Source organism: Bacillus arachidis (assembly GCF_030285945.1).
GTDB lineage: Bacteria > Bacillota > Bacilli > Bacillales > Bacillaceae_G > Bacillus_A > Bacillus_A arachidis.
The window spans coordinates 1,980,009-2,004,713 of sequence record NZ_CP127376.1; the positions used below are offsets into that span (position 1 = coordinate 1,980,009).

Consider the following 24,705-nt stretch of genomic DNA (forward strand, 5'->3'; position numbering starts at 1 on the left):
ATCATTCTAACTGAGAAGACTTCCTACGCTAAACGAAGTAAGAGTTATATTACATAAGGCTTGCATATATTCGTATATAAAGATGGTGATACATTAAAAAAATATGCAGCTCACATACACGGAAAGAAAGTGTTATTTTTTATTTTCTCATATACATTTGTAATTAATACTTTGGAAGAGTTATATAATACAATCAATGTCTTAACGGAAGCATTTAGTAAATATTATTGGGATGCAGAGAAGGTGAATGGATGATGCAACGCTGCTTGAACAAATATTGTAATTCTCCCCATATCCGTATATAATAGTGTCTTAGGAGTATTATATAATACTCAAAATTCCGAAAATTCTAGTAGTTTGACTAGAAAATTGAAAAGTATTATATTGTAAAAGGTCATATTAAACGAGAAATAGAATGGAAAGCAATTATTGAGTTAGGAGTTTAGACCGATGAGTTTGAGATATGGAAGAGATACAATTGTTGAAGTGAACTTAGATGCTGTAAAACATAATGTGAGAGAATTTAAAAAACGTGTAAACGATAAAAATATTGCAATGATGGCAGCTGTAAAAGCGAATGCATATGGACACGGGGCGGTTGAAGTCGCAAAAGCAGCAATTGAGGCAGGAGTGAATCAACTTGCTGTTGCATTTGTAGATGAAGGAATTGAACTGCGCGAGGCGGGAATTTCTGAGCCGATATTAATTTTGGGTTATACACCAGTAGAAGCGGCAATAGATGCTATTGAATATGATATCATGATGACAGTATATAGAATAGAAGACTTAAAAGGTATTGATAAAGTAGCGCAGCAGTTAGAAAAGAAAGCACGTGTTCAAGTGAAAATTGATACAGGAATGAGCCGTATTGGTTTGCAAGAAGAAGAAGTTTCGCCATTTTTGGAAGAACTAAAAAAAATGAAGCATGTAGAAGTAGAAGGTATGTTTACACATTACTCTACAGCTGATGAAATTGATAAAACATATACAAATATGCAAACGAATTTATTTGAGAAAGCTGTCAATACAGCGAAGGAAATAGGGATTCACCTTCCGTATATTCACAGTTCAAACAGTGCTGGATCAATGGAGCTAAGCAACACATTTCAAAACTTGGTTCGTGTTGGGATTGGGATTTACGGCATGTATCCTTCACAAGAAGTAGATCGTACCGTTGTTTCATTGCAGCCGGTATTGTCATTAAAATCGAAAGTAGCACATATTAAGCACGCACAAAAAAATCGTGGTGTAAGTTATGGGAATACGTATGTAACAACTGGTGAAGAATGGATTGCGACTGTTCCGATTGGTTATGCAGATGGATATAATCGTCAGCTATCAAATAAAGGGCATGCGTTAATTAACGGAATTCGTGTACCAGTTCTTGGGCGAGTTTGTATGGACCAGTTAATGTTAGATGTTACAAAAGCAATGCCTGTACAAGTAGGGGATGAAGTGGTTTTCTACGGTAAACAAGGTGAGGAAGAAATTCCAGTAGAAGAAATCGCAGATATGCTTGGGACAATTAACTATGAAGTAACTTGTATGCTAGACCGAAGAATCCCGCGCGTATATAAAGAAAATGATGAAATGACTGCTGTTGTGAATATATTAAGAAAAAAATAATTGAGAAAAGGGCTGAATCGCTAAGGTTCAGTCCTTTTTTATTTTCAATTGAGCAAGCGATGTTTTTACCCGCAATTCTCTATATTGTTACGAAGGAGTTAGAACTTTTTGTTACGTATCTACATGGAGAAGGTGTTTTTTTAGGAGAACACCAGAGAAGCACCTACTGTATTACAAAACGTTTTATTTATCCAAAGATGAAAGATCTCGTCCTCTCTGTAGATTTAAGTGCCATCATTGAAGCTTCTTATTCAAAAGAAACAACTGGTGTGAAACGTCCAGGAATGTCGTCGTGTTCAGTGCGAGCATCAAATGATCAGATGTGAGAAAAACAGCTCCTTGCAATTATTTTTGCAAGGGACCGTTTTTTTTAGCAAACCAAGCTTCTTTTAGTAATGTTACAACGGTTTCGATTGTATTAATCGGTATCCCACCAAAACCTAATAATACATAAGCTTCTTTTTGTAAATTATTTACTGAATCGTAAATGGATAGAGGATAAAGTTTTACATGTTTTACAGCAGCTGATTGAATAAGTTCTTGTTCATTCATGCCGTTATGAACATGTAGTACAATGTGAAGTCCAGATTGATCCCCAAGGATATCAACATTAGTACCCATTTGGCTCGAAATTGATTTGACTAATGTATGATGCTTTTTCTTATATAATGTACGAACACGATTTAAGTGTCGATCCCAATCTCCTTTTTGAATGAAGTTAGCAAAAGCAAGCTGTTGTATTTTAGATACAGTTTGTTTGAAAATGCCACCTAAGTTTGTATAGATTTCCAAAAGGTGATTAGGAAGAACGATATAGCCCATTCTTAAGGAAGGTAAAAATGATTTTGAAAAAGTCCCCATGTAAATAACACGTTCATTTGTATCAAGTCCTTGCAAGGAGGGAATCGGTTTTCCAACGTAGCGAAATTCCCCATCATAATCGTCTTCAATAATATAACCAGATCGATCATTGGCCCATTTTAATAATTCAAGTCGCCTTGATAATGGCATAATCATGCCATATGGAAATTGATGAGAAGGCGTAACATAAGCAACATTAGCATCGCAATTACTGAGAGATGAAATGTTCATTCCTTTTTCATCTAATGGAACAGGATGAATAGGAAGTCCGCAGCTTTGGATAATGGTTTTTATGCGATGAAACCCAGGGTTTTCTATGGCGTATGATTTTTGCATTCCAAGCAATTGTAAGAGTAACCAAAGAAGGGGCTGTGTACCGGCACCAATAATAATTTGATTAGGTGTGCAATGAACCCCGCGAGCATGATACAAATACTTTGCAATGTGAGTGCGAAGTATAAGTTCTCCTTGTGGGTCTTCTTTTGTAAATAAGTCATTTTCATATTGGAGTAAGCTTTCATGTAGCGCTCTTTTCCAATTTGAGAGTGGAAAGGCTGTTTGATCGATATTTCCTTGGCTACAATCAAAATAGAGCGGTTCTGTTTGTGTTTTTTGAGATTGGTAAGGGGTAGATGGAGCTTGGTGTTTATTCGGTATAACATCCACATCTACTTCCGTTACAAATATACCACGCTTTGGTTTACTTTCCACATAACCTTCCGCGGATAACTGCTGATAAGCTGATTCGACTGTAATACGGCTGACACCAAGTTGTAATGCTAAATTTCGATGAGAAGGGAGACGTGTTCCAGCAGGTAGTGTTCCCTTTAAGATTTCTTGTTTTATGTAGTTGTAAATTTGTATATAGATAGGTGTTTGACTTTCTAATTGTAGAGGAATAATTAAATCCATTGTATACGCCCTCCCTTAAAACTGTCCTTATAAAAAAGAATTAAACTGCCACTTAAGGAAAGGGCAGTTTCTATTTATAGTAATGATATAACATTTAGAAAATTTTATAAATAGTTAGGGGAGATTACGGATGAATGTTAAGGAAATAAAAACAAAGGAGCAATTAGAAGGGGTATTACCCGTTTTACAACAATTACGAACTGCACTTACAAAAGAGGAAGTGCAATCTTTATTTCATCAGATGAAAGAGGAACGTTATCAATTATTTTCTTTGTATAATAAAGAAAATGAGGTGGTGAGCCTTGCTGGGGTAGCGATATGTACGAATTTTTATAATAAGAAACATGTTTTTGTATATGATCTTGTAACGGCAGAGGCTCATCGCTCCAAAGGATATGGTAAAGCATTATTATCATATATAGAGGAGTGGGGAGCAGAAAAGGAATGTAGTTCGGTTGTTTTGACGTCAGCGTTTCCAAGAATTAATGCACATAGATTTTATGAAAGAGAAGGATATGATAAGGTAAGTTATGCTTTTTGTAAAGAGCTACAATAGTGAAGAAAAATAGTAGATTCTAAATGTGATAGGATATAGAATCTGCTATTTTTTTGTTATAACAGAAATAAGTGAAAAAAAGGTGTAATAGGGTATTTTGTCGAATTATTTTTATGAAATGATGAAAAAACATTTAAATATGTAGAAAGCTGTAAATGAAAAAAGGGGCGTCTATATTGGATAAAATAAAAAAATTATCAATTCCAAACGACGGAAGAGTTATTGTTATTTCTGATATTCATGGAGAGCTAGAGCTTTTTAAGAAACTATTAAGCAAAGTTAATTTTAGTGCAGAAGATTATTTAATAATTAATGGTGATCTTTGTGAAAAAGGAAGAAATAGTAATGGTGTTGTAAACTATGTCATGGAACTTTCAGCACAGAATCAAAAGGTACATGTTGTTGAGGGGAATTGTGAAGCTTTAGTTGAGGCTCTTTTAAATGAAAATCCTGGGTTAATAAACTATTTATGTACGAGAAAGTATTCTATCTTTAATGAATGGCTTTCCCAATTAGATTTTCATATTAATGAAGAGACGGATATTGGTGAGGTAAAAGATATATTAATGAGCTGTTTTTCAAAAGAGATTAATTGGCTCACGGAATTACCAACTGCTATTGAAACAGAGGACTATATTTTTGTGCATGCAGGACTTGAGGATATAGAAGATTGGAAGAAGACCGAACGGAAAAATGCGTTTGCAATGCCGGAGTTTTTTACTAAGTCACATCGCGCAAATAAGTATGCAATAGTTGGACATTGGCCTGTTGTTAATTATTCTGAAGAGGCACCATCTAATAATCCAGTTATCGATGAAAATAAAAAAATAATTGCGATTGATGGCGGGAATACTATTAAAGAAGCGGGACAATTAAATGCATTTATCATTCATAGATCAATTTCTAGAGATGCGTTTTCATCTACATATGTAGATCATTTTTCACAATATGAAATTTTAGCGGATTTTAATGCGGAACCAATGATGCAAGGTGGAGTCATGTATCCGTATTATCATATTGTACCAGTTGAAGGAAATGATGATTTTACAGTATGCAAACAAATAGAAACAAATAAACGATTATATGTTAAAAATGAATATATAAAGCAAGATGAAGCAGGTAATTATACTGTTAAAACCGATATTTCTTGTGCGCAAATAAGTGTAAGGAAAGGTGATATTGTTTCACTTATTGATGATAGCTGTACGGGATATGATTTAATAAAAAAAGATGGTGTGGAAGGCTGGATAGAGAAAGGGATTTTACTTAGGTTAAGTGAGAAAAAGATTAAGACAGTTAGCTAATGAGAGAAAATAGGGGGAACTTATCCCCCTATTTTCTATGTTGTAGGCTTTGAGAGCGAATTTGCATTAATATAAAAAGTATAGATTAACAAATAGTTTTTCTTTTGTATAAGTTCAATCATTTTTTACAAATGTAATGAAGACCGTTTTCTTTTCTCTAAAGAAGCAAATGAAAAAGAATCTTTATTTTTCACATATATTTTTTGATCTTGAACAGGTTGTACTATTATTGCTTGTGAACTCCTTGTTTTTAGGGCATCTTGAATTCCAATAGTCATAAGTTTAATGAAAAGTATAGTAATAAAGAATGTGATGAGTGTATAAAAGATAATCCATAATGAAAGACTCATTTCATAACGATTTAATCCAATAAGGCCTGCCCAATCATTCGAGAGTGAAACAGGTTTGAACTCACCTTGGTCCATTTCTTTCAGTTGTATCCCACCGATTATAATGTTAAGTAATGCTAGATGGATCATAAGTATGAGTGTTTGGACAATATGCTCCATAAATAAAACAAATGCTCGGTCTAATAATAAGACACGCAAGTGTTTTTTAATAATATGAAAACGGCTTGCCCCCATTAATTGTGAGCTCAATATATAATCTTGTTTCATAAACTCATCAACTTCTGATGAAATATAAAAAGAAATTGTAGGGAGAGCGATGAAAATGAGTATGATAGCTTGATAAAGTGCAAATGGGATATTTGGACTTAGTCGATCTGCATTTGATGTGATTTCAATATTAACTGGTGTAATGAGCATAAATGCGATAAATACAGTTGGGATATAATAAAATACCTCTGAACATGCCTGGAAAAATCTTTTACATTTTGCAGCGTATAAGCTTAATAGGATACCTAAACATGTCCCAAATAAAATACGTAATAAACTAATTGCAACAGCAAATGAAATTGTAAATTTAGCTCCGTCTAAAATTTGTAAGAAGATCGATTCTCCAAAACGGTCAGAGCCAAAAGGTGGCATTAAAGATGGTGAAAAGGGTGCCTTTCCAAGTAACTCATTCTTGTCATTATAAAGCAATAGAGGTGCCTCTGGTATACTATCTTTAAAGAACAAACTATAAATACAACTAGCTGTAACTAATGCAAAAAGATAAATGAATCCGACTAAAAAGCGTTTTGATTTCCAAATAGATTTCATAGAGTTTCTCCTTTCATTTGTTTTTGCCACCTATTCATAATTAAAGAGATTATTTGAAAGATAATATAAAACGGTAAAATAATCATGATAAGTATGATAAATGTAGCAGAAGGTGAAACAAACGCCTTGCTAAATAAAAATTGAATAATGCCCTTCATATTAAAAATAAATTCTAAAATGAACAAGTTAGAAAGTAAGAAAACAAAAATTGTTTTTAAATGGTGGAAGAAGTGAATAGATATATTTTTAAATAAGTGGATACATAGTATATAACTTGATGAAAGACCTTTTCCATATGCAACCTCTACATATTGTTTTCCATGTTCTTCTTTTATATATAAAATCATCATCCGAAACATTTGTAATGTAGGTAAAACCGCTAAAGATAAAATCGGAAGTAAATAAGCTCGATTTTCATTAAAAGAAATAATTGTGACTGGAGATTCCCCGAACTTCCTAAGAAACCAAATGAAAAACATTTGTAAGCAAATCATCATCATCATGTCAGGGACAGCCTCTAATATAAAAACAAGTCGGTTTATCCACCTTTTGATAGAATCTTTTGCTAAAAAATAAAAAAATGCCATGCTAGATGAAAGAAAGAGTGCAAGAACAAAAGCTGTGAACAAAACAGTAAATGAATATATATAAGGTTCTAATACGGTTGGAAACAACGGAGTTTTTTTTAGATTGCCGAACTTCGCTTCTGATGATAGAACGATAAGGGATTCCGGTGATAAAACTTCTTGTAACATAGTAAAAATCTGTTTGAAAAATTGAAGCGGCTGAAAGGTGAATCCGCCTTGAGTAACAAATAAATAAGGTAAATTTAACAATAGTAAGAGTGATAAAACAATCGATGAAAGTTTTATTGTGAATTGAGATATTTTATGTAACATTAAATCCCTCCGACATCTTTTTACAATATTATACAATAAAATTATTGTTATTGTTTGATTTTTCTAAAAAATAAATATAATATTAGTAGTATGTTAAATTCTAATATTTGATTTAATAGCATGGGAGGAAAGTATGGAACATATATATTTACAAGGTAAAAAAGTGATCGTAAGAAAAATAGAAGAGAAAGATATACATTCTTTATATTCACAAATATATAAGGAAGAAAACCCTGAGTGGAAAAAGTGGGATGCACCATACTTTCCGTTTTCTATTCAGAAATATCCGGTGTATATGGAAAGTTTACAATCTAAGCTAAAAGAGGAGCCCCTGTCGCAATTTATTATTGAAACGGATAACAAAATAATTGGGACAGTTGGCTTCTATTGGGAATATAAGGCGTCACGCTGGTTAGAAATAGGGATTACGATTTATGACCCAGCGTATTGGAATGGTGGCTATGGAACAGAAGCCTTGCGATTATATAGGGATTTGCTATTTGAAAACATGGAGATTGGTAGGGTGGGACTAACAACCTGGTCTGGAAATGAAAGAATGATGAAAGTCGCAGAAAAAATCGGTATGAAATTAGAAGGTAGAATGCGAAAATGTCGTTACTATAATGGAATATATTATGATTCTATTCGAATGGGAATGATTCGAGAAGAGTGGGAAGAGTTAAGAGAAGCAAAGGAGTGAAGAAAGATGTACGCCGTTATTGCTACATTTGATGAGGAGTTTTTGAAGTATATGAAAGTGATTAGAGAAGGGCTAACGGACATTGTACATAATAAAGACCTAGAGCCTCATATTACATTGGCTGATTATCATACTTTGGATTTGAAAGCATATGGAGAGAAATTAGAAGAGTTTACAGAGGATATAGGGTGCTTTCCAGTTGAATTTTCTTCTGTCGGTACTTTCCCTACAAATGGAACCATCTTTTTGGCACCAACGATAACGAGAAGGTTACTAGAGTTACATCAATTGTTTCATAATCATTTTATGGACTTTCATGATTACCCGCAGTCGTATTATGTACCAGAGAAGTGGGTGCCACATTGTACGATTGCAAATCGTTTAGAGCGAGAGCAATTCGTTTGTGTAATGGATTTTGTATATAAGAATTTTAGTACACAAAAGGCAATTGTAGAAGGTTTAAAGTTAATTAAAGTGAACTATGAAAATAACAATCCAATTTCTTATAGTGTGCTAGCACACTGCAACTTAAAAAAAATGGGGGCATTAATATGACGTATGTAGTTAGAGATATGAATGCACGAGATATTATTGCTGTACAAGAAGTGGCGAAAGTGGCTTGGCATGATACATATAGAGGACTTATTCCACAGGAGATTCAAGATAAATTCTTAGGACAAGCATATTCATTTGAAATGATGAAACGACGTTTGGAACATTCACACTTATTCGTAGTAGAAGTGGATGATCAAGTTGTTGGATTTGCTAACTTTTCACCTATAAAATATCAAAATGAAGCAGAATTAGGGGCTATGTATTTATTGCCGGAGCATCAAGGAAAAGGAATTGGGACAGCTTTATTACAAAGAGGTATTACCTATTTAGAAGGGGTTAGAAAGATTTATATTCATGTAGAAGCAGCGAATGAAAAAGGGAAACGGTTTTATGAAGCAAAGGGCTTTGCAGCTTTAGAGCAATTTGAAGAAGACTTTGAGGGACACATGATGCAAACGGTAAGAATGGTGTTACATGTGTAGGGGATGATTTAGGAGGAGATAAGATGAAGATATTCGATTTCAGTGAAAAGGTAGGGAATCACATAGCAGTGTTTCATTCTAATTTTATTATGTCAAACATAGTAAAACATGAGGGAGAGGTACATATTGGTTGTATGCATTTACAACCAAAAGGAATAATTGGGTATCATGAAGCAGTTGTTCCCCAGCTGCTTCTTATTGTGCAAGGGGAAGGACTTGTCTGTGGCGCAGATAAAATGAAAAAGAAAGTGCAACCCGGTCAAGCTGTCTTCTGGAATAAAGGGGAATTCCATGAAACGAGTTCAGAAACGGGACTTATGGCGATTGTAATTGAGTCTGAGAATCTAGAAAATAATATCCGAATGCCAATTGTAGAAATAGGATGAGAAGATAATAGGAGGGTGAAAAGGTGATTTAAAAGGCAAATGAAAAGGAAGTATAGCAAGGATCTCTTTAGCCCCCTAATGAACTTGGACTCTTACTAAGAGTGGTTTTATACTCGAGGTAGCCAATTAAGGGGGTATTTAACATTCTATTGAATTTAAACAACAAGTGGTACAAGAAGTGGTAGAAACTAGAAATAAAGCATTAGTAGCTAGAAAACATGATCTTAGTCCAAACTTAGTACACAAATGGGCAAAAGCTTTTCAAGATCATGATTGACAAGTAGCTGGGCGTCATGAAGCGGTTTCACCGGCTGAGGTCAAACAACTAGAGGCGGAAAATGATCAACCGAAAAAGATTTAGAAATTGCCATCTTGTGTGATGTGTTAAAAAGGTAAGCGCTTGTTCATGATCACGCTTTGTTAATTTTCGTATCATCATAATCTCTTTTTTTGTTCTATTTTTTCTCAATATTCAAACTTATGATTTTTGAAATCAATATAAAATTTTATGTTTAGTTCACAAAGTTTAGGAAAAACTAGGAAAGATATGACAAAGGAGGTTATGAACGGTGGATCATCCAATTCAAGGATTAATGAAAGCAGCAATGGAAAATTTAAAGGAAATGGTCGATGTTAATACGATTGTTGGAGAGCCTGTTCAGACGGCTGACGGCGGTGTGGTGTTAACTGTTTCCAAAGTAGCGTTTGGATTTGGAGCAGGGGGATCGGATTTTCAAACAAATGATGGTCAAAGAGCACAAGGTAATCCAGCATTCGGCGGTGGAAGTGCGGGCGGTGTTTCCATTACCCCGGTAGCTTTTCTTGTAGTGAATAAAGATGGCGTGAATATTCTTCACTTACAAAATGCTACACATCTAGCTGAAAAAATGATTGAGTTAGCGCCACAAACGATTGATAAGATTCAATCCATATTTCAAAAAAATGAAAAGCATACTGAAAATCATCATCCGCAAAATCCGGACGAAATCGCGTAAAAAAGCCTATTTTTCAATAGGCTTTTTTTCTTGTAATCAGTATGTAATAAAACTAATGAAATTGTAAATAGTTTTTGAAGTTTTTTCTATGTTTCTAAAATTTTTCATGTTAAAATATGCTATAGAATTGAAACATTTAAAACGAAGGTGGCTAGGTGCTTTGTCTGGAGGATCTGACCAAGTAAAGAATATGATATATATTAATGGTAATCGTCGGGGTCATTGTTTTATTACAGCTGGAATTACATTTGAAGAGTTTGCAAGTAATATCCCTTCACCGCTTCATCAAGTGTTGCTTTTAAAACATAATTTTGAGTGGACTGATTTTCACTATCATACTTTATTCGAATATGTCGAAGAAGAGAACATACATAAATTAATAAAAGCAGAGATTGATGAATTTGATGAGTTCTGTTGGGTGGACTTTGATGATGCAAGCGATTTAGATGAATTGGAGCCAAAGGAAATTGCAGAATTGTTATATTTGGCTCACAAAAAAGAACCACTTGGGAGAGCGTTTTTCCCACTTTTGAAAAATAGATTTGTCTATTTTTCACATGATGATGGTTGGTACAACAAAGTGTATTACCGTAGAATTGCTGATTTTGTAGGAATGCTTAGCAAAGTAATTCCGTACAAACTCGGTTCATTTGGAAAAAAACGATTTTCTTTCTTTCAAAAATCGAAAATATTCCCAGCAATTTCAAAAGAAGTTATTCTTGGGCTTGTTCCCTTAATGGAAGACGGACTGTACATTGATTTAGCGGGAAAAATTGAGTCAAGAAGAGGCTTAGAGATTCCTGTGTATGTAATTGGTTCGTATGAAAGTACGGATGAAGTACTAGATAACATAGAGGAATTAAAAGAAGATGCAACCGAAACAGGCTGGCTTATTTTTGATAAGAAAGAACAAGAGTGGCAATGGGTTGTGGACTAAGAGAACTTGGCAATTTAGGTCAAGTTTTCTTGTTTTTTGAAAGGAGAAACAATGAAGAAATATTATACAGCGGTAGGTATTGTCAGCATTATTCTTGTTGCAGTACTACTTTTAACTTGTCCGAAAGAATCTGATTTCAGGTCTTATTTAGAGGATAAGTATGCATTAATTTGTAATCAAGATAGCTTTGAATGCACACAAAATGTAGGTGAGAAAGAACAAAAAATGAAGTTTGTAAGCACAGATACACGAAACGGTGTATTTTTTATAACAGTGAAACAAACTTTTGAAACAGAAGCTGGTAAAAAGAAAGAGTATAGCGGAGTAGGTATGTTTAATACATTTCTTTTTGTTACGGAAAAGACTTTCTAATGATAGAAGGTCTTTTTTTTATGCGTATGTTCATATAAATGAAGTAAGACAAGCGTAGGGGGGATGAGAATGAAAAAAATATGTGTAGTTTGTGGTGGAGAAGAGTTCTTTTCATCTACATTATATGCACGTACGAAACAAGACTGGGCATACGCCCAAAACATGTATCGTTTTGAAAAGGTATTCATTGAACATAGGGATGAAGAAAACTATCCAGTGTTTCAAGAAATTACAGCAAAGCATTGCTGCGCATGTGGACATATTATGTTGTATCACGAGTGAACACACCAAGTAATACTTGGTGTGTTTTATAATGCTGATAAAGCAAGTGGATACAATAACGTAAATAAAACAGAAAAACTACCAAATCCAATGGCTGTATATCCAAGTGTTTTTGCTCCAAAATTAACGGCTAATAGGCCAATTAAAATGGAAAGAGAACCAAGGGTAACTGGATAAAAAGCAATTGAGAATAAAGAAAGAAATAGTGCTACATAACCGATAACTGTACCAGTGTTTGTACCTTCTATTTCATGTGCAATTTCTTTGCGTCTATGTCGAATTGGAAGATGCCCTGGTGAGATTTCAGCTGCATATTCTTCGTTTTTTTCACCACTTTTAAAATGATGTGTTCGTTTTTTTGGCATGTACATCCCTCTCTTTCAATTGGGTGTATCTTTATTATTTTTCAAATAGACGAGAACATGAGTATGAGTTATATCCAAGTAATACAAAATTTGGAGAATGCATAAGTCTGTTGCTATCTTATCCATCTCTCCGCAAGAATAAACAGGAATATTGGAAAATGATGTAGAATGGAATGAGTGAAAACAAGTGAAAGTAGGGGGAAACATGACAAAGTTTAATTGGCATAAATCCGCAGAAAAAAAGTGGGACGATAATGCGGAATCTTGGAATCAAAATAGTCAAGAGATGTGGGATTATGGAAGTCGAAGTACGATCATCCCATTTTTTGAAAAGTATGTAGAAAATGGTGTGGCAGTTCTAGATGTTGGCTGCGGTGATGGGTATGGTACATATAAATTAAGTCTAGCAGGATATAAAGCGTGCGGTATAGATTTATCTGAGCAAATGATTCAAAAAGGAAAGGAACGCGGAGAAGGGCCGAATTTGTCATTTGTGAAAGGAGATCTTTCTTCATTGCCCTTTGAGACTGAACAATTTCCAGCGATATTAGCGGTGAACTCGTTAGAATGGACAGAGCAGCCCTTACAGGCGTTACATGAGATAAAACGTGTTTTGAGACCTGATGGATATGCGTGTATTGCAATTTTAGGACCAACAGCAAAACCACGTGAAAATAGCTATCCTCGTTTATATGGAAAAGATGTTGTTTGTAATACAATGATGCCTTGGGAATTTGAAAAGCTTGCTGAGGAGCAAGGATTTCAAATAGTAGATGGTATAGGTGTATATAAACGAGGGGTAAACGAAAAAATGCTTGGGCAATTATCAGTAGAACTGCAGCAAGCTCTAACATTTTTGTGGGTATTTATGTTGAAAAAATAATGCTTGAAGAAATGAGAAAAAATTAGGAGGTAAATAAGTGCAGAAAATACAAAAAACTGATACAATATGGGCAGAACCAATTAAAGGGGGACTAGGGAATATGACAACTACTACAACAGTTAAATCCGATATTGAAATAGCACAAGAAGCAAGTATGAAGAAAATTCAAGAGGTTGCAGCTGAGTTAAATATTTTAGAAGAAGAACTAGAGCCTTATGGTCATTATAAAGGGAAATTATCTCTTGATATTTTTAAGCGCTTACAAACTGAGAAGGACGGAAAAGTTGTTTTAGTAACAGCGATTAACCCGACTCCAGCAGGAGAAGGTAAATCAACAGTAACAGTTGGTTTAGGTCAAGCATTTAATAAAATTGGTAAAAAAGCAGTAATTGCACTTCGTGAGCCATCACTAGGACCGACAATGGGACTAAAGGGTGGTGCAGCAGGTGGAGGTTATTCACAAGTTGTACCAATGGAAGATATCAACCTTCACTTTACTGGTGATATTCATGCCATTACAACTGCAAATAACGCATTAGCTGCGTTTATCGATAATCATATTCAACAAGGAAATGTACTTAAGATTGATACACGAAAAATTGTATGGAAGCGTTGTGTAGATTTAAATGACCGTGCACTGCGTAATGTAGTAATTGGTCTTGGTGGACCAGTTCAAGGTGTACCGCGTGAAGACGGTTTTGATATTACAGTAGCATCTGAAATTATGGCAGTGTTCTGCCTTGCGACAGATATTCAAGATTTAAAAGCACGCTTATCTCGTATTGTAGTTGCTTATAATATGGATAATGAGCCTGTAACAGTTAAAGATTTAGGCGTAGAAGGAGCGTTAACACTTCTATTAAAAGATGCATTAAAACCAAACTTAGTACAAACATTAGAAAATACACCAGCAATTATTCACGGCGGGCCATTTGCTAACATCGCTCACGGTTGTAACAGTGTTATCGCTACAACAATGGCAGCGAAATTAGGTGATTATGTGATTACAGAAGCTGGTTTCGGTGCGGACTTAGGTGCTGAGAAATTCTTAGATATTAAAGCGCGTGCAGCAGGCATTAAACCAGAAGCAGTCGTTATTGTTGCAACAATCCGTGCGCTTAAAATGCACGGCGGCGTGGCGAAAGATCAGTTAAAAGAAGAAAATGTAGATGCGCTAGCAAAAGGAATGGAAAACTTACAAAAACACGTTGAGACAATTCAAGCGTTTGGTGTTCCATTCGTAATCGCAATTAACAAATTCATTACAGATACGGATGCAGAAGTTACATACTTACAAGAATGGTGTAACGAGCGTGGCTACGAAGTCTCCTTAACAGAAGTTTGGGAAAAAGGTGGTCAAGGCGGTGTGGACCTTGCTGAGAAAGTATTAAAAGTAATTGAAAAAGGTGACAATAAATACGCACCACTTTATGATTTAGAATTGCCATTAGAAGAAAAAATTCGTACAATTGCTCAAAAAGTATACGGTGCAAAAGATATTGAATTTGCTCCAAAAGCACGTAAGCAATTGGCTCAATTTACAGGAGAAGGTTGGAGTAACTTGCCAGTATGTATGGCGAAAACACAATATTCTCTTTCTGACGATGCAACAAAGTTAGGACGACCATCTGACTTTATCGTTACAATTCGTGAATTGAAACCATCTATCGGTGCAGGCTTTATTGTAGCGTTAACTGGTACAATGTTAACAATGCCAGGTCTTCCAAAACAACCAGCTGCACTTCAAATGGACGTAAATGAAGATGGAAAAGCAGTAGGTTTATTCTAAAAGGTTGTAATTCATCTCGTTTATCTGTAAACTATATATACATCAAGTGGCGCCTTTCCATCGAAAGGCGCCTGTTTTTTGGAGGAAATTATGTTTGATCCAACTGCTTTTGACAACTTAAAAGTAATCGTTGAAGGAGCTGTCTATGATTTTGATTTACATGGTGATATTCTTGTAACTGATCGAAAAGATATGATGGACCTTGCATCGCTAAGCCGCATATATAATATTTCATTTCAATTAACTGAACAATTTGAACCGCTAGTAGAAGCGACGTTTTCACTGTCTGTAGATGCGAAGAACCTATCAGGTGAGATATTAGAGGTGCCACAGTTTATACCAGGATGTGAAATGAAACTACGCTTCACGTTCCCTATGCAGCACCCAGAAACAGACTGCCAAAAAATCGAAAGTTTGTTACAATCTATCTGGGGAAAAGAGCGAATGATTACGCAACAAATTTCATACGAATATAATAAGCAAGCGATTTCATATCATAATAAGGTAGAAGTTCTATTTCAAAAAGCGATTACAGAAGACCATGTTGATGATTTAATAGCTGTTATTTCTCACATGATAGAAACAGTGCGAGCAATACAACATTTTCTTCAAAAATAGAGATAAAGGAGAAAAACAAATGATAAAAGATATGCAACCATTTTTGCAACAAGCTTGGGAGAAGGCTGGTTTTAAAGAGTTTACTGAAATTCAAAAGCAAGCAATTCCAACCATTTTAGAAGGACAAGACGTTATAGCTGAATCTCCAACTGGAACCGGAAAAACATTAGCGTACTTACTACCACTTTTACATAAAATTAATCCTGAAGTGAAACAACCACAAGTTGTCGTTTTAGCACCAACACGTGAACTTGTTATGCAAATTCATGAAGAAGTTCAAAAGTTTACAGCAGGAACTGATATTTCAGGTGCATCTTTAATTGGTGGTGCGGACATTAAGCGCCAAGTAGAGAAGTTAAAGAAACACCCAAAAGTAATTGTTGGTTCACCAGGACGTATTTTAGAATTAATTCGCATGAAAAAATTAAAAATGCATGAAGTAAAGACAATTGTATTTGATGAGTTTGATCAAATTGTAAAACAAAAGATGATGGAATCGGTATTAGATGTCATTAAATCAACAATGCGTGATCGTCAATTAGTATTCTTCTCTGCAACAATGACAAAAGATGCAGAAGAAGCAGCACGTGATTTTGCAGTAGAACCACAATTAGTTCGCATTAAACGCACGGAAACAAAAAGTTTAGTGGAACATACGTATGTCGTTTGTGAGCGTCGTGAGAAAAATGATTATGTAAGAAGAATTATGCATACGGGTAATGTAAAAGCAGTTGCTTTTCTAAACGATCCATATCGTTTAGATGAAATTGCTGAAAAATTAAAGTATCGCAAAATGAAAGCAGCCGCTCTTCATGCAGAAGCAAGCAAACAAGAACGTGAAGCGACGATGCGCGCATTCCGTCAAGGGAAATTAGAAATTCTACTTGCAACTGATATTGCAGCGCGCGGATTAGATATTGATGATTTAACACACGTAATTCACTTAGAATTACCAGATACATTAGATCAATACATTCACCGTTCAGGTCGTACAGGACGTATGGGAAAAGAGGGGACAGTTGTTTCTCTTGTTACTCCGCAAGAAGAGCGTAAACTACTCCAATTTGCGAAAAAGTTAGGCATTCAATTTAAAAAGCAAGAAATGTTTAAAGGTACTTTTGTAGAGTCAAAACCGAAAGCACCAAAGAAAAAGAAACCTGCATTTACTGGGAAGAAGAAGCCTAGATAATAAGAGACTTCTCTTAATGGGAGAATGATGAAAGTAAGAAGGCGTGTCTACATGTATAAAGTAGTCACGTCTTTTTTGTGTTTAAAAGGTTAAATAATTATGTTAGAGCCTTTCTAAGAAAGAAAACACCTTTCTCAATAGCAGTTTCTACATAACCGACAATTTGGTCAAACGTAAATACTTGTAATTCGGCATACAGATCTTGCTGTGGAAATACCATATCATCAAAAATAAGCTTTTTAAAAGCTAGAACGTTTTCTTCTGTTACTTCCTTAATCTTTGGTATGCTTGCTTTTTGATTCAGAATAGAAAGGAATTGTTGCTCTTTATCGTAATGATGTAATAGTTTTGCGTTCAACAATTTAAAATCATGATGATACAGGGATAAAATTGCTTGATCATGCTCGATTCTATTTTGGAGCCAAGGAAGAAAAAAACCGTTTAGCCAATTATCATCGGCAATAAGGTGTGTGTAATATCCTAAAATAAAAGGGGAGTCTATGAATGATTCATATTTATAAAAAAATGAATCAAAATCGACTCTTCTCGTATAGTTCTTTGTAGTACCAGCGTAGAAATGAGAGACTTCTTTTTCTACTTTTGAATGAACTGCATCAGGAGCGATTCCGCCTAGTAAGAAGGAAGTTTTATCTTGAATGGATAATCTCTCTGCAATACCATTTGCAATAATTAAATGCATAATGCGTGATCCCATAAATGACACCTCTATTTGACCTTCAAAATAATTTTCCCAGTACTTTTTCTACTTTCGACCCATTCATGTGCTTTCCCTGCATCTTGAAGTGTAAACCGTTTACCAATTTCAATTTGCAGGCTTCCATCACGTAAATAATGAAAAACTTGATCAGCGGTATGACGGAGTAATTGAGGACGTTTCTTTCGAGTTGTTCCAAAGCTAAAGCCAAGAATAGAACGACAGCTTGCATGTAAATCTTTTGTACGGAATGTGCCAATTTCACCGCTCGCATTTCCAAAATGGACGAGGCGGCCGTAGTAAGCGAGACATTCTAAACTTTTTTCTGATATCGTACCAGAAATGGAATCTAATATAACATTTGCACCTTCTCCATTAGTCAGTTCATTTACCTTCTTTACAAAATCTTCATTTTGATAACAAATAACATGATCAGCCCCAGCTTCTAAAGCGATTTTCTTTTTTGCTTCACTTCCGACTGTTCCAATGATTTTTCCAGCTCCTAATATTTTTGCTAATTGAATGGCTGTTGTTCCAATTCCGCCGGCAGCTGCATGAATGAGGACCGATTCACCTTGCTGTAATCTTGCGACACTTGCAAGTAAGTTGTAGCTCGTAAAAGATACAACAGGACAAGCAGCGGCAGTGGTGAAGTCAACTTCATCGGGTAACACAAACGTAAGGTTTTCATTGGCGACAACATATTCAGCATACGAACCAGTAAGAGGAAAGGTGATTACACGCTGTCCTACGCGGATGTTTTTTACATCCGAACCTACTTGTTCTACAATTCCTGCTGCATCTATACCAGGAATAAATGGTAGTTTTCCATTTCCTTTTTTCCCATGGCGGGATTTAATATCAGCAAAATTGACGCTTGTTGCGATAACGCGAATTAACACTTGCTTTTCATTAAAAATCGGCATATCTACTTCTGTATACTTCATCGTTTCAGGTCCACCGAATGCAGTTACAACAATAGCTTTCATTTAGACGTCCCCCTCAAAATATATTATATATATCATTTTAAACACCTATCATAAACTGGAAAATTATATAATTGTTATAAGAGGCCATAAGCAAACGTTATAAAGTAGTAAATATTAAATCCTAATATTGATTTATATTGAAAAATTTTTTAAAAAAATCGAACGAAATGTTTTTTACTTGCCAATATATAGTGTAAGACAAAGGAGGGAAGGTAAATGGAAGGAGAAACAGACTATCAGCGTCTTATTCAATTAACTCTATCAGGAAATCAAGAAGCATACAGTGAGCTATATGATATAACGATTCAAGATGTTTATAAGACAGCACATTTTTTGATAGAGGAAAAAACAGATGTAGATGATGTAGTCCAGGAAATATACATACAGTTATATCAATCACTTAGTAAATATAATCGAGAAAAGCCCTTTCGACCGTGGTTAATAGGGCTTGCAATCAGACAAATTCACTCATATCGGAGAACAAGGTGGATGCGTTTACGCATTGTCAAGAAAGCTGAAGAACAGAGAAAACCGATTGAATTTGATTTTTCTAATGATGTTGTGAACAAGATTTCGAATCAAAAGCTCATTGCACTTATTCATAAATTACCTTACAAATTGAAGCAAGTCATTATACTACGTTATTTACATGATTATTCACAAGAAGAAATAGCGAATATTTTACATATTCCAGTAGGGACAGTTAAATCAAGAATTTATGCGGCATTAAAGAAATTACGTCAAAAAGAGCAAGTGGAGGCGATCTTTTTAGGAGAGGTAGGGGACGTGAAATGAGTTTAGATAATCGGGTAAGGGAATCTATACAAGAAGAAGCGACGGGAATTAAACCATCGCCGGAGTTAAAAGAAAAAATAATGGTTCAAGTAAAAATGAAGCGCGGAGGGAAAACGATGAAAAAGCGTATTATCACAGGAGTGCTTGCAGCGGCACTGTTAATTCCAACGACAGGATTTGCATATCAATCGATTAAGGCGGATGGCATATACGGATCATTTGAAAACTTGAAAAAACATGCAGGAAGTGCAACCTTAGAAGGTTATATGCGCTTAAATGCGAAATTGTCTCAGGCAAAAGATGAAATTGGAGAAAAGGAATACGAAGATTTTACAAAGTATTTAAAAAAACTTGCAAATGCAAAACTTGAATATGGTGATTCAAACGGTAATATTGATTATGATCAATTATCGCCGGCGAAAAAAGAAGAAATGAAAAAGGTATCAATGGAACTCCAGCCGTATTTTGATAAATTAAATGGATATAAATCTAGTAAAGAAGTATTAACTTCTGAAGAGTACGAGCAATATATAGAAGCGTTAATGACGTATGAGAAAGTACAGGTGAAAATTAAATCGAGTGGACATGTGACGGTAGAAGAAGTTCCTGAAGCGTATAAGAAGGATTTTGTAAAAGCAGATAAGTTTATGGAGTATGTAAATGGAAAGGTACAACAAATAAATTAAGCCTTATAAAAAGAAGAGCCTTTGTTTGATTAAAGGCTCTTCTTTCTATAAGTAGGAAAATTATTACTTAAATTTCCTTACCGCATATATAGCCACTCTCACAAGGAGAATCGCACTATTGAACTACCCCCACCTCAAGATTCAGAGAGAAACAAGGAAGATAGGTGGGGGATCAACTGCCCGTAAAAGCCCGATTAGTGAGGGGTAATAATCAGTGTGGGATGAAGAATCCCACTGATTAAAGTTTCACTTTATGCGGGACTATGATAATTTTCTTGTCGTATAAAACTATCTAATAATGAGTAACCAGCTATTATATTTATTATTACGGGAAATGTTGTATTTAAAAGAGTTAGGGTAGCTAAGTAAGCTAAGTAAGGGGGAAATTGTCCGATAGGTGAGAATAATAGAATAGGTGAAAAGCCAATCAATGTTGAAGGTAACGCAATGCCTATAAATTTATCTAGTTGAAATTTCCATACATGTTGGTTCTTTTTGTTACTGATAAGTTGAAAGAAACGTAATACACCACCGATGAAAAAGGGGAAAAACATAAAGAAAAATATTCGATGATACATATGAAAGGATAGCTCAGCTTGTTTATCTAAATGAAATTGAATTTTTCCTCCACAAAATAGCAATATAACAATGAATAAAGTGAAGCATAAGTATTGAGTAACTTTTTTCATTGTGTCACTCCTTTTGTATGCATAGTATTAAAAAAGCATATTCAAAAAAAGAGGATATATGCTTGAAACAAAGCGTTATATCCTCGGATGTTTTTTCATTTAGTTAGTAGTTGTTTTGGCCTTTTCTTGCTTTGTAAGATAATCAATAATTCCCATCGCACTGATTTCCATATCTAGCTTTATCACATCATAAATAGAGTGAGTGGATGGTACGCCTTTCTGGGAAAGGTGAGAGGATACCTTGTCAAGTAGCAAAACATACAGTTCATGACTTGCCGCTTCAAAATCCTGATTTTGTTCAAATACTTGCTTTCCAGCTTCAACAAAGATAGGGAGCCAGTATTCAAGCTGTTTATATACTTCAGAAACATGGGAAGATGCACCGTAATGCCCAAAGTAGATCGAGTCAACTTTCATATTTCGAATACGATCTTTTGCTGCTATCATCGCATCCGGTTGAAATTGTGAAGGAGATGTGGTCGGTAAATATAGTTCCACGTCAAGTTCAGCTAGTTCTCGATAATAAATCCCAATTGTGTCACCTGTAAAAATGCCATTTGTTAAGGAATCATGGATGCTTATGTGATGTTTGGCGTGCCCTGGTGTATCGTAAAAAGTTAGTATCCGATTTTCTGATATTTGTAGTGTCTCACCATCTTTCACAATATGGACTCGCTTTTCTGGAATGGGAAGAATCGGATTGAAGAGCTTATCAAAAGCATCGCCATATACAGCTTTAGCACCTTGAATTAATTTTGTAGGGTCAATCATATGACGAGCACCACGCGAATGGACAAATAAAGTCGCATTTGGACATTTTTCCATCATTAATCCGGCTGCACCAGCATGATCAAGATGAACATGCGTAACAATGATATTTTTAACATCAGCTAAGTTAATTTGTAATTGTTGTAAACCATTTAAAAGATAAGGAAGAGAAGGGGCAGCACACGTTTCAATTAAAGTAATATCATCACCAACTAAAACGTATGTACCTGTACGCTCGTCTTGTTGTAAATCATGATCGTCAATCAAGTATAGTTGTGAAGAGAGTTGCTCTACTTTTTTCACATATATCACTCCTTGTAATGTAGAATTCTTTTTATTATAAAAGAAAAAGCAGAAAACGAAAAATCGTTTTCTGCCTTTATGTAATGCTATTATTTAGTTTGATCTTTAGTAATTGACATAATAAAGAATCCGACAAGTCCGCCAACTAGTGGAAGAGAAATCATTCCTGCAAGTGTAAAGTACTTACTTAGAAATAGCCCATTTACGTCCATAAGCCAACCGGTAACAAATAGTAACATCATGTATAATACGAAGTAAAACTCGCGATTTGAAATCATTTCACGTTGTGCAGTTTTCATTATCAACACCATCCTTGATTTATTATAATGGAATTGAAAATGTCACAATTTAGAAGGTAAACTGTCACATTTTGTTCACAATTCAATTGTAAAACTTTCCAAGCTATTTGTCTAGTAGTTTGTGTCGAATTTTTGAACAGAAATAAAGCGCTCTCATTAGACGAGAAAGTTAAATACATATATGATAATAAGTATGAAATGATAGAGAGGGGCAAATATATATGACAGTTTATGATTTTTCTGCAAAAACAATTACAGGGGAAGAAAAATCGTTGCGAGAGTATGAAGGTAAAGTTCTTCTCATTGTAAATGTTGCAAGTAAATGTGGATTTACACCGCAATATAAAGGATTACAAGCGATTTATGAAAAGTATAAAGAGCAAGGGTTTGAAATATTAGGTTTCCCATGTAACCAATTTGGAGGACAAGAACCAGGTACAGAAGAGGAGATTACAAGTTTCTGTGAATTAAATTACGGTGTGTCCTTTCCAATGTTCGCTAAAGTTGATGTGAAAGGTGATAACGCGCACTCCCTATATACATATATGACGGAGCAGGCTCCGGGCATACTAGGTATGAAGGCAGTGAAGTGGAATTTTACGAAGTTTTTAATAGGACGCGACGGAAAAGTGATAGATCGTTTTGCACCGCAGACGAAGCCGGAAGAGTTGGGGAAGGAGATTGAAAAACTTCTCCATTAAAAATTATGAGTCACTATTTTGGTCACTTACGTTAAACAGCTCGTTCAACTTTTCCGCTACTGATTTTTGCATACTTGGTAGTACGTGACTATACGTATTTAGTGTAGTATCAATATCCGTATGACCTAATCGCTCAGATATCAATTTGACGTTGATATTCTGTTGTATCAACATCGTAGCGTGAGTATGCCGTAAATCGTGTATACGTATCTGAGGGAGCTCTAAGTGCTTCGTGAGTGAATAGAACGCTCTACGGAAACTCCGTGGTTCTAAAGGCCTACCGTGAATTGTAGGAAGGACTAGGTCTAAATCTATGTAATCTTCACCATAGATAAGTTTTTCCTGTCGGATTAACTTTTTATGTGACGCTAGTTCTTCTATAAGCACAGTAGGGATGTGTAATGATCTTACGCTTGCCTCGTTTTTTGCTCCGACCTTCAACGCTCTACCCACAGTTAAGGTCTGTCTGATATAGATAATACCGTTTTCCAAATCAATGTCTTTCTAACGTAGGCCTAATATTTCACCTTGTCTCATGCCAGTAAGCACGGCCATTAAATATCCGATATAATAACGTGTTGGATACTTCACACGTCTTCCCTCATTGATGAATTTAGTAACCTGTTCTATTGACCATACTTTCATCTCTTTACGAGTCACTTTAGGTAAGGTGACTCCGATAGTTGGGTTTGTCTTTATCAATCGTACTAGAAATGCCTTCTTGAACGAAGCGCTGATAATGCGAAAAATTAATACGATTGTATCTTCCACATAATGTGACTCTTCTACTAGATCGTTTACAAACTTCTGTAAATGCCTAGCAGTTTGAACTCTACGTTTTTGACAAAATAAAACACCTCAGAATTTCATCCCAAGGTGTTTAAAGTATCTATTTTTTAAATGGTTAGCTATATTTCTTATTAATTATTACATCCATTTTTGTTTTTTCAGAATCCTTTAGAGAATTAGTTAGTAAAGTGAGAAATTCTGTTCCTCTTTCTGTAGTATGATATTCTGCTAGGTTAGTTATATTAGCAGGGATTTTATCTCCATAAGGTGGTCTTTTGGTTATGTCCTCAATGTCCCATATTACTTCTGATGGGGGTATTTTACTTAATGTTTCCCTAATCTCTTCTACATTTTTAAGAGCCTTACTAGCATTCTCCCACTTTAAATTCTCAAAGTATAAATCTTTCATTAATAGAGGATATTTTGTGCCCCATCCATCAGGCTCACAATGGTATGAGATAGTTGAGAAAAAGCTGTGTACAAAGTCAGGGTGTCCTGCTTGATAGAAAAATATATCTACTTTAAATCCTACAATTGACATTTAGTATCAATCCCTTTTATAAATTCTACTTCAGGTAATGTATTAGCTTTCTTGCTTATTCCTGCTACAATCTCCCTTAAATGTTCATCAGGAATAGTTTGTCCCCTTGTATCAATAATAACAGTTTGTTTTGTACCTTTAGGTAAATGAATATCCCTGTCATTTACTTGCTTGACAATTACATTCACTAGATTAGTTCTTTTTGATTTGGTGGACAAGTCATAATTTTTAAGCTCTACACTATGACATTCTACATGAAAATCAGGTCTAGTACTCCCTTTTGTATACCTAGATACTTCCTGTCCATCTTTAAAAGCCACTTGGTCATTATATTGAGGGTGCATCTCACCAAACTCATTTTCAGAAGCTTTCCATGAAGGTCTAGCGAACATAAGATAACCACTTAAATAATTACCCCAGTGTCCTGATGGTGGAAGCGTACTAAGTATTCCTTCACCAGTTAGGCCACCACCTGCAAAAGCAGACTGTAAGCGTGGTGGAAAGGCTTCGATGACCCTATGAAGGAAAAAAGAATCCTATATTTCAAGGAATC

Annotated in this window: 32 protein-coding genes and 1 pseudogene; 20 read left to right on the top strand and 13 right to left on the bottom strand. The window is 35.1% G+C overall.

Translation table 11 applies throughout. The features are described 5' to 3' along the window. Positions 1-450: 450 nt before the first annotated feature. Together alr and QRY57_RS11555 are read left to right on the top strand one after the other, a co-directional pair. Positions 451-1,626 carry an alanine racemase gene (gene alr / locus QRY57_RS11550; RefSeq protein WP_286017486.1) on the top strand — a complete coding sequence of 392 codons (1,176 nt, stop codon included), beginning with the start codon at positions 451-453 and terminating at the stop codon, positions 1,624-1,626. Positions 1,627-1,652: 26 nt separating this feature from the next. Next, positions 1,653-1,952, top strand: a pseudogene (locus tag QRY57_RS11555) (DUF2179 domain-containing protein); the annotation flags it as partial. Between the two features lie 19 nt (positions 1,953-1,971). Here the strand turns inward: QRY57_RS11555 and pdxR are convergent. Then, positions 1,972-3,399 (bottom strand): MocR-like pyridoxine biosynthesis transcription factor PdxR, encoded by a 1,428-nt coding sequence (gene pdxR, locus QRY57_RS11560; RefSeq protein ID WP_286017487.1) that lies wholly within the window; start codon positions 3,397-3,399, stop codon positions 1,972-1,974. Between the two features lie 130 nt (positions 3,400-3,529). Between pdxR and QRY57_RS11565 the strand changes: the two genes are divergently transcribed. Further along, positions 3,530-3,955 (top strand): GNAT family N-acetyltransferase, encoded by a 426-nt coding sequence (locus QRY57_RS11565; RefSeq protein WP_286017488.1) that lies wholly within the window; start codon positions 3,530-3,532, stop codon positions 3,953-3,955. A 176-nt stretch (positions 3,956-4,131) separates the two neighbouring features. Continuing rightward, entirely contained in the window at positions 4,132-5,259 is a 1,128-nt protein-coding gene (locus QRY57_RS11570) for a metallophosphoesterase (protein WP_286017489.1), read from the top strand. Positions 5,260-5,384: 125 nt separating this feature from the next. Here QRY57_RS11570 and QRY57_RS11575 read toward each other — a convergent pair whose 3' ends face one another. Both QRY57_RS11575 and QRY57_RS11580 read right to left on the bottom strand, forming a co-directional pair. Further along, entirely contained in the window at positions 5,385-6,425 is a 1,041-nt protein-coding gene (locus tag QRY57_RS11575; protein ID WP_286017490.1) for an ABC transporter permease, read from the bottom strand. Then, positions 6,422-7,324 carry an ABC transporter permease subunit gene (locus QRY57_RS11580; protein ID WP_286017491.1) on the bottom strand — a complete coding sequence of 301 codons (903 nt, stop codon included), beginning with the start codon at positions 7,322-7,324 and terminating at the stop codon, positions 6,422-6,424. Before QRY57_RS11580 ends, QRY57_RS11575 begins: the two co-directional genes overlap by 4 nt. 133 nt (positions 7,325-7,457) lie before the next feature. On the opposite strand from QRY57_RS11580, the gene QRY57_RS11585 reads away from it, so the two are divergent. The 9 genes from QRY57_RS11585 (at position 7,458) to QRY57_RS11620 (ending at position 12,033) form a co-directional block, all read left to right on the top strand. Continuing rightward, positions 7,458-8,024: a GNAT family N-acetyltransferase gene (locus tag QRY57_RS11585; RefSeq protein ID WP_286017492.1), complete on the top strand. Its 567-nt coding sequence runs from the start codon at positions 7,458-7,460 to the stop codon at positions 8,022-8,024. Positions 8,025-8,030: 6 nt separating this feature from the next. Continuing rightward, on the top strand, positions 8,031-8,579 hold the full coding sequence (locus QRY57_RS11590; RefSeq protein ID WP_286017493.1) for a 2'-5' RNA ligase family protein: 549 nt from the start codon (positions 8,031-8,033) through the stop codon (positions 8,577-8,579). Then, complete coding sequence (locus QRY57_RS11595; protein ID WP_286017494.1) at positions 8,576-9,061, top strand: GNAT family N-acetyltransferase; 486 nt, start codon at positions 8,576-8,578, stop codon at positions 9,059-9,061. Before QRY57_RS11590 ends, QRY57_RS11595 begins: the two co-directional genes overlap by 4 nt. Positions 9,062-9,084: 23 nt before the next feature. Beyond that, entirely contained in the window at positions 9,085-9,447 is a 363-nt protein-coding gene (locus QRY57_RS11600; protein WP_026592200.1) for a cupin, read from the top strand. 148 nt (positions 9,448-9,595) lie between these two features. Further along, positions 9,596-9,724: a transposase gene (locus QRY57_RS27130; protein ID WP_432804083.1), complete on the top strand. Its 129-nt coding sequence runs from the start codon at positions 9,596-9,598 to the stop codon at positions 9,722-9,724. Between the two features lie 292 nt (positions 9,725-10,016). Then, positions 10,017-10,442: a GerW family sporulation protein gene (gene ytfJ, locus QRY57_RS11605; protein WP_000349994.1), complete on the top strand. Its 426-nt coding sequence runs from the start codon at positions 10,017-10,019 to the stop codon at positions 10,440-10,442. 160 nt (positions 10,443-10,602) lie between these two features. Further along, positions 10,603-11,379, top strand: a complete 777-nt coding sequence (locus QRY57_RS11610; RefSeq protein ID WP_286017495.1) for an oxalate:formate antiporter — start codon at positions 10,603-10,605, stop codon at positions 11,377-11,379. A gap of 51 nt (positions 11,380-11,430) precedes the next feature. Beyond that, positions 11,431-11,751, top strand: a complete 321-nt coding sequence (locus QRY57_RS11615; RefSeq protein ID WP_286017496.1) for a hypothetical protein — start codon at positions 11,431-11,433, stop codon at positions 11,749-11,751. Positions 11,752-11,820: 69 nt separating this feature from the next. Further along, on the top strand, positions 11,821-12,033 hold the full coding sequence (locus tag QRY57_RS11620; RefSeq protein ID WP_026592196.1) for a hypothetical protein: 213 nt from the start codon (positions 11,821-11,823) through the stop codon (positions 12,031-12,033). Between the two features lie 26 nt (positions 12,034-12,059). On the opposite strand, the gene QRY57_RS11625 is transcribed toward QRY57_RS11620, so the two are convergent. Continuing rightward, positions 12,060-12,398 (bottom strand): hypothetical protein, encoded by a 339-nt coding sequence (locus QRY57_RS11625; protein WP_026592195.1) that lies wholly within the window; start codon positions 12,396-12,398, stop codon positions 12,060-12,062. A 205-nt stretch (positions 12,399-12,603) separates the two neighbouring features. Between QRY57_RS11625 and QRY57_RS11630 the strand changes: the two genes are divergently transcribed. The 4 genes from QRY57_RS11630 (at position 12,604) to QRY57_RS11645 (ending at position 16,877) form a co-directional block, all read left to right on the top strand. Continuing rightward, a complete protein-coding gene (locus QRY57_RS11630) occupies positions 12,604-13,281 on the top strand; it encodes a class I SAM-dependent methyltransferase (protein ID WP_208018344.1) in 678 nt (225 codons plus the stop codon). A gap of 100 nt (positions 13,282-13,381) precedes the next feature. After that, complete coding sequence (locus tag QRY57_RS11635) at positions 13,382-15,070, top strand: formate--tetrahydrofolate ligase (RefSeq protein WP_098302598.1); 1,689 nt, start codon at positions 13,382-13,384, stop codon at positions 15,068-15,070. Positions 15,071-15,160: 90 nt separating this feature from the next. Beyond that, the gene (locus QRY57_RS11640) at positions 15,161-15,688 is read left to right on the top strand and encodes a hypothetical protein (protein ID WP_139265504.1); all 528 of its coding nucleotides are present in this window, start codon (positions 15,161-15,163) and stop codon (positions 15,686-15,688) included. Positions 15,689-15,707: 19 nt separating this feature from the next. Next, positions 15,708-16,877 carry a DEAD/DEAH box helicase gene (locus QRY57_RS11645; protein WP_026592191.1) on the top strand — a complete coding sequence of 390 codons (1,170 nt, stop codon included), beginning with the start codon at positions 15,708-15,710 and terminating at the stop codon, positions 16,875-16,877. 97 nt (positions 16,878-16,974) lie between these two features. Here QRY57_RS11645 and QRY57_RS11650 read toward each other — a convergent pair whose 3' ends face one another. Continuing rightward, on the bottom strand, positions 16,975-17,592 hold the full coding sequence (locus QRY57_RS11650) for a hydrolase (protein ID WP_286017497.1): 618 nt from the start codon (positions 17,590-17,592) through the stop codon (positions 16,975-16,977). Positions 17,593-17,603: 11 nt separating this feature from the next. Continuing rightward, entirely contained in the window at positions 17,604-18,581 is a 978-nt protein-coding gene (locus QRY57_RS11655) for a quinone oxidoreductase family protein (protein WP_286017498.1), read from the bottom strand. A 216-nt stretch (positions 18,582-18,797) separates the two neighbouring features. Here QRY57_RS11655 and QRY57_RS11660 point away from each other — a divergent pair, with 216 nt between their 5' ends. Continuing rightward, positions 18,798-19,376, top strand: coding sequence for a sigma-70 family RNA polymerase sigma factor (locus QRY57_RS11660; protein ID WP_286017499.1), 579 nt, complete (start codon positions 18,798-18,800; stop codon positions 19,374-19,376). Continuing rightward, entirely contained in the window at positions 19,373-20,062 is a 690-nt protein-coding gene (locus QRY57_RS11665; protein WP_286017500.1) for a DUF3600 domain-containing protein, read from the top strand. Before QRY57_RS11660 ends, QRY57_RS11665 begins: the two co-directional genes overlap by 4 nt. Before the next feature lie 251 nt (positions 20,063-20,313). Here QRY57_RS11665 and QRY57_RS11670 read toward each other — a convergent pair whose 3' ends face one another. The 3 genes from QRY57_RS11670 to QRY57_RS11680 all read right to left on the bottom strand — a co-directional run bounded on the left by QRY57_RS11670 (position 20,314) and on the right by QRY57_RS11680 (position 22,133). After that, on the bottom strand, positions 20,314-20,751 hold the full coding sequence (locus QRY57_RS11670; protein ID WP_286017501.1) for a hypothetical protein: 438 nt from the start codon (positions 20,749-20,751) through the stop codon (positions 20,314-20,316). A 99-nt stretch (positions 20,752-20,850) separates the two neighbouring features. Further along, positions 20,851-21,822, bottom strand: a complete 972-nt coding sequence (locus QRY57_RS11675; protein ID WP_286017502.1) for an MBL fold metallo-hydrolase — start codon at positions 21,820-21,822, stop codon at positions 20,851-20,853. Between the two features lie 89 nt (positions 21,823-21,911). Then, positions 21,912-22,133, bottom strand: coding sequence for a DUF3925 family protein (locus QRY57_RS11680; RefSeq protein ID WP_170833621.1), 222 nt, complete (start codon positions 22,131-22,133; stop codon positions 21,912-21,914). A 209-nt stretch (positions 22,134-22,342) separates the two neighbouring features. Here QRY57_RS11680 and QRY57_RS11685 point away from each other — a divergent pair, with 209 nt between their 5' ends. Next, the gene (locus QRY57_RS11685; RefSeq protein ID WP_286017503.1) at positions 22,343-22,822 is read left to right on the top strand and encodes a glutathione peroxidase; all 480 of its coding nucleotides are present in this window, start codon (positions 22,343-22,345) and stop codon (positions 22,820-22,822) included. Positions 22,823-22,825: 3 nt separating this feature from the next. Here the strand turns inward: QRY57_RS11685 and QRY57_RS11690 are convergent, their stop codons facing one another. The 4 genes from QRY57_RS11690 to QRY57_RS11705 form a co-directional block, all read right to left on the bottom strand. Beyond that, positions 22,826-23,314 (bottom strand): site-specific integrase, encoded by a 489-nt coding sequence (locus QRY57_RS11690; RefSeq protein WP_286017504.1) that lies wholly within the window; start codon positions 23,312-23,314, stop codon positions 22,826-22,828. A 12-nt stretch (positions 23,315-23,326) separates the two neighbouring features. Further along, positions 23,327-23,524 carry a site-specific integrase gene (locus QRY57_RS11695; protein ID WP_286017505.1) on the bottom strand — a complete coding sequence of 66 codons (198 nt, stop codon included), beginning with the start codon at positions 23,522-23,524 and terminating at the stop codon, positions 23,327-23,329. Between the two features lie 202 nt (positions 23,525-23,726). Beyond that, the gene (locus QRY57_RS11700) at positions 23,727-24,152 is read right to left on the bottom strand and encodes an Imm70 family immunity protein (RefSeq protein WP_286017506.1); all 426 of its coding nucleotides are present in this window, start codon (positions 24,150-24,152) and stop codon (positions 23,727-23,729) included. Further along, positions 24,140-24,544, bottom strand: coding sequence for a hypothetical protein (locus QRY57_RS11705; protein WP_432804072.1), 405 nt, complete (start codon positions 24,542-24,544; stop codon positions 24,140-24,142). The genes QRY57_RS11700 and QRY57_RS11705 overlap by 13 nt, the downstream gene beginning before the upstream one ends. Positions 24,545-24,705: the final 161 nt, after the last annotated feature.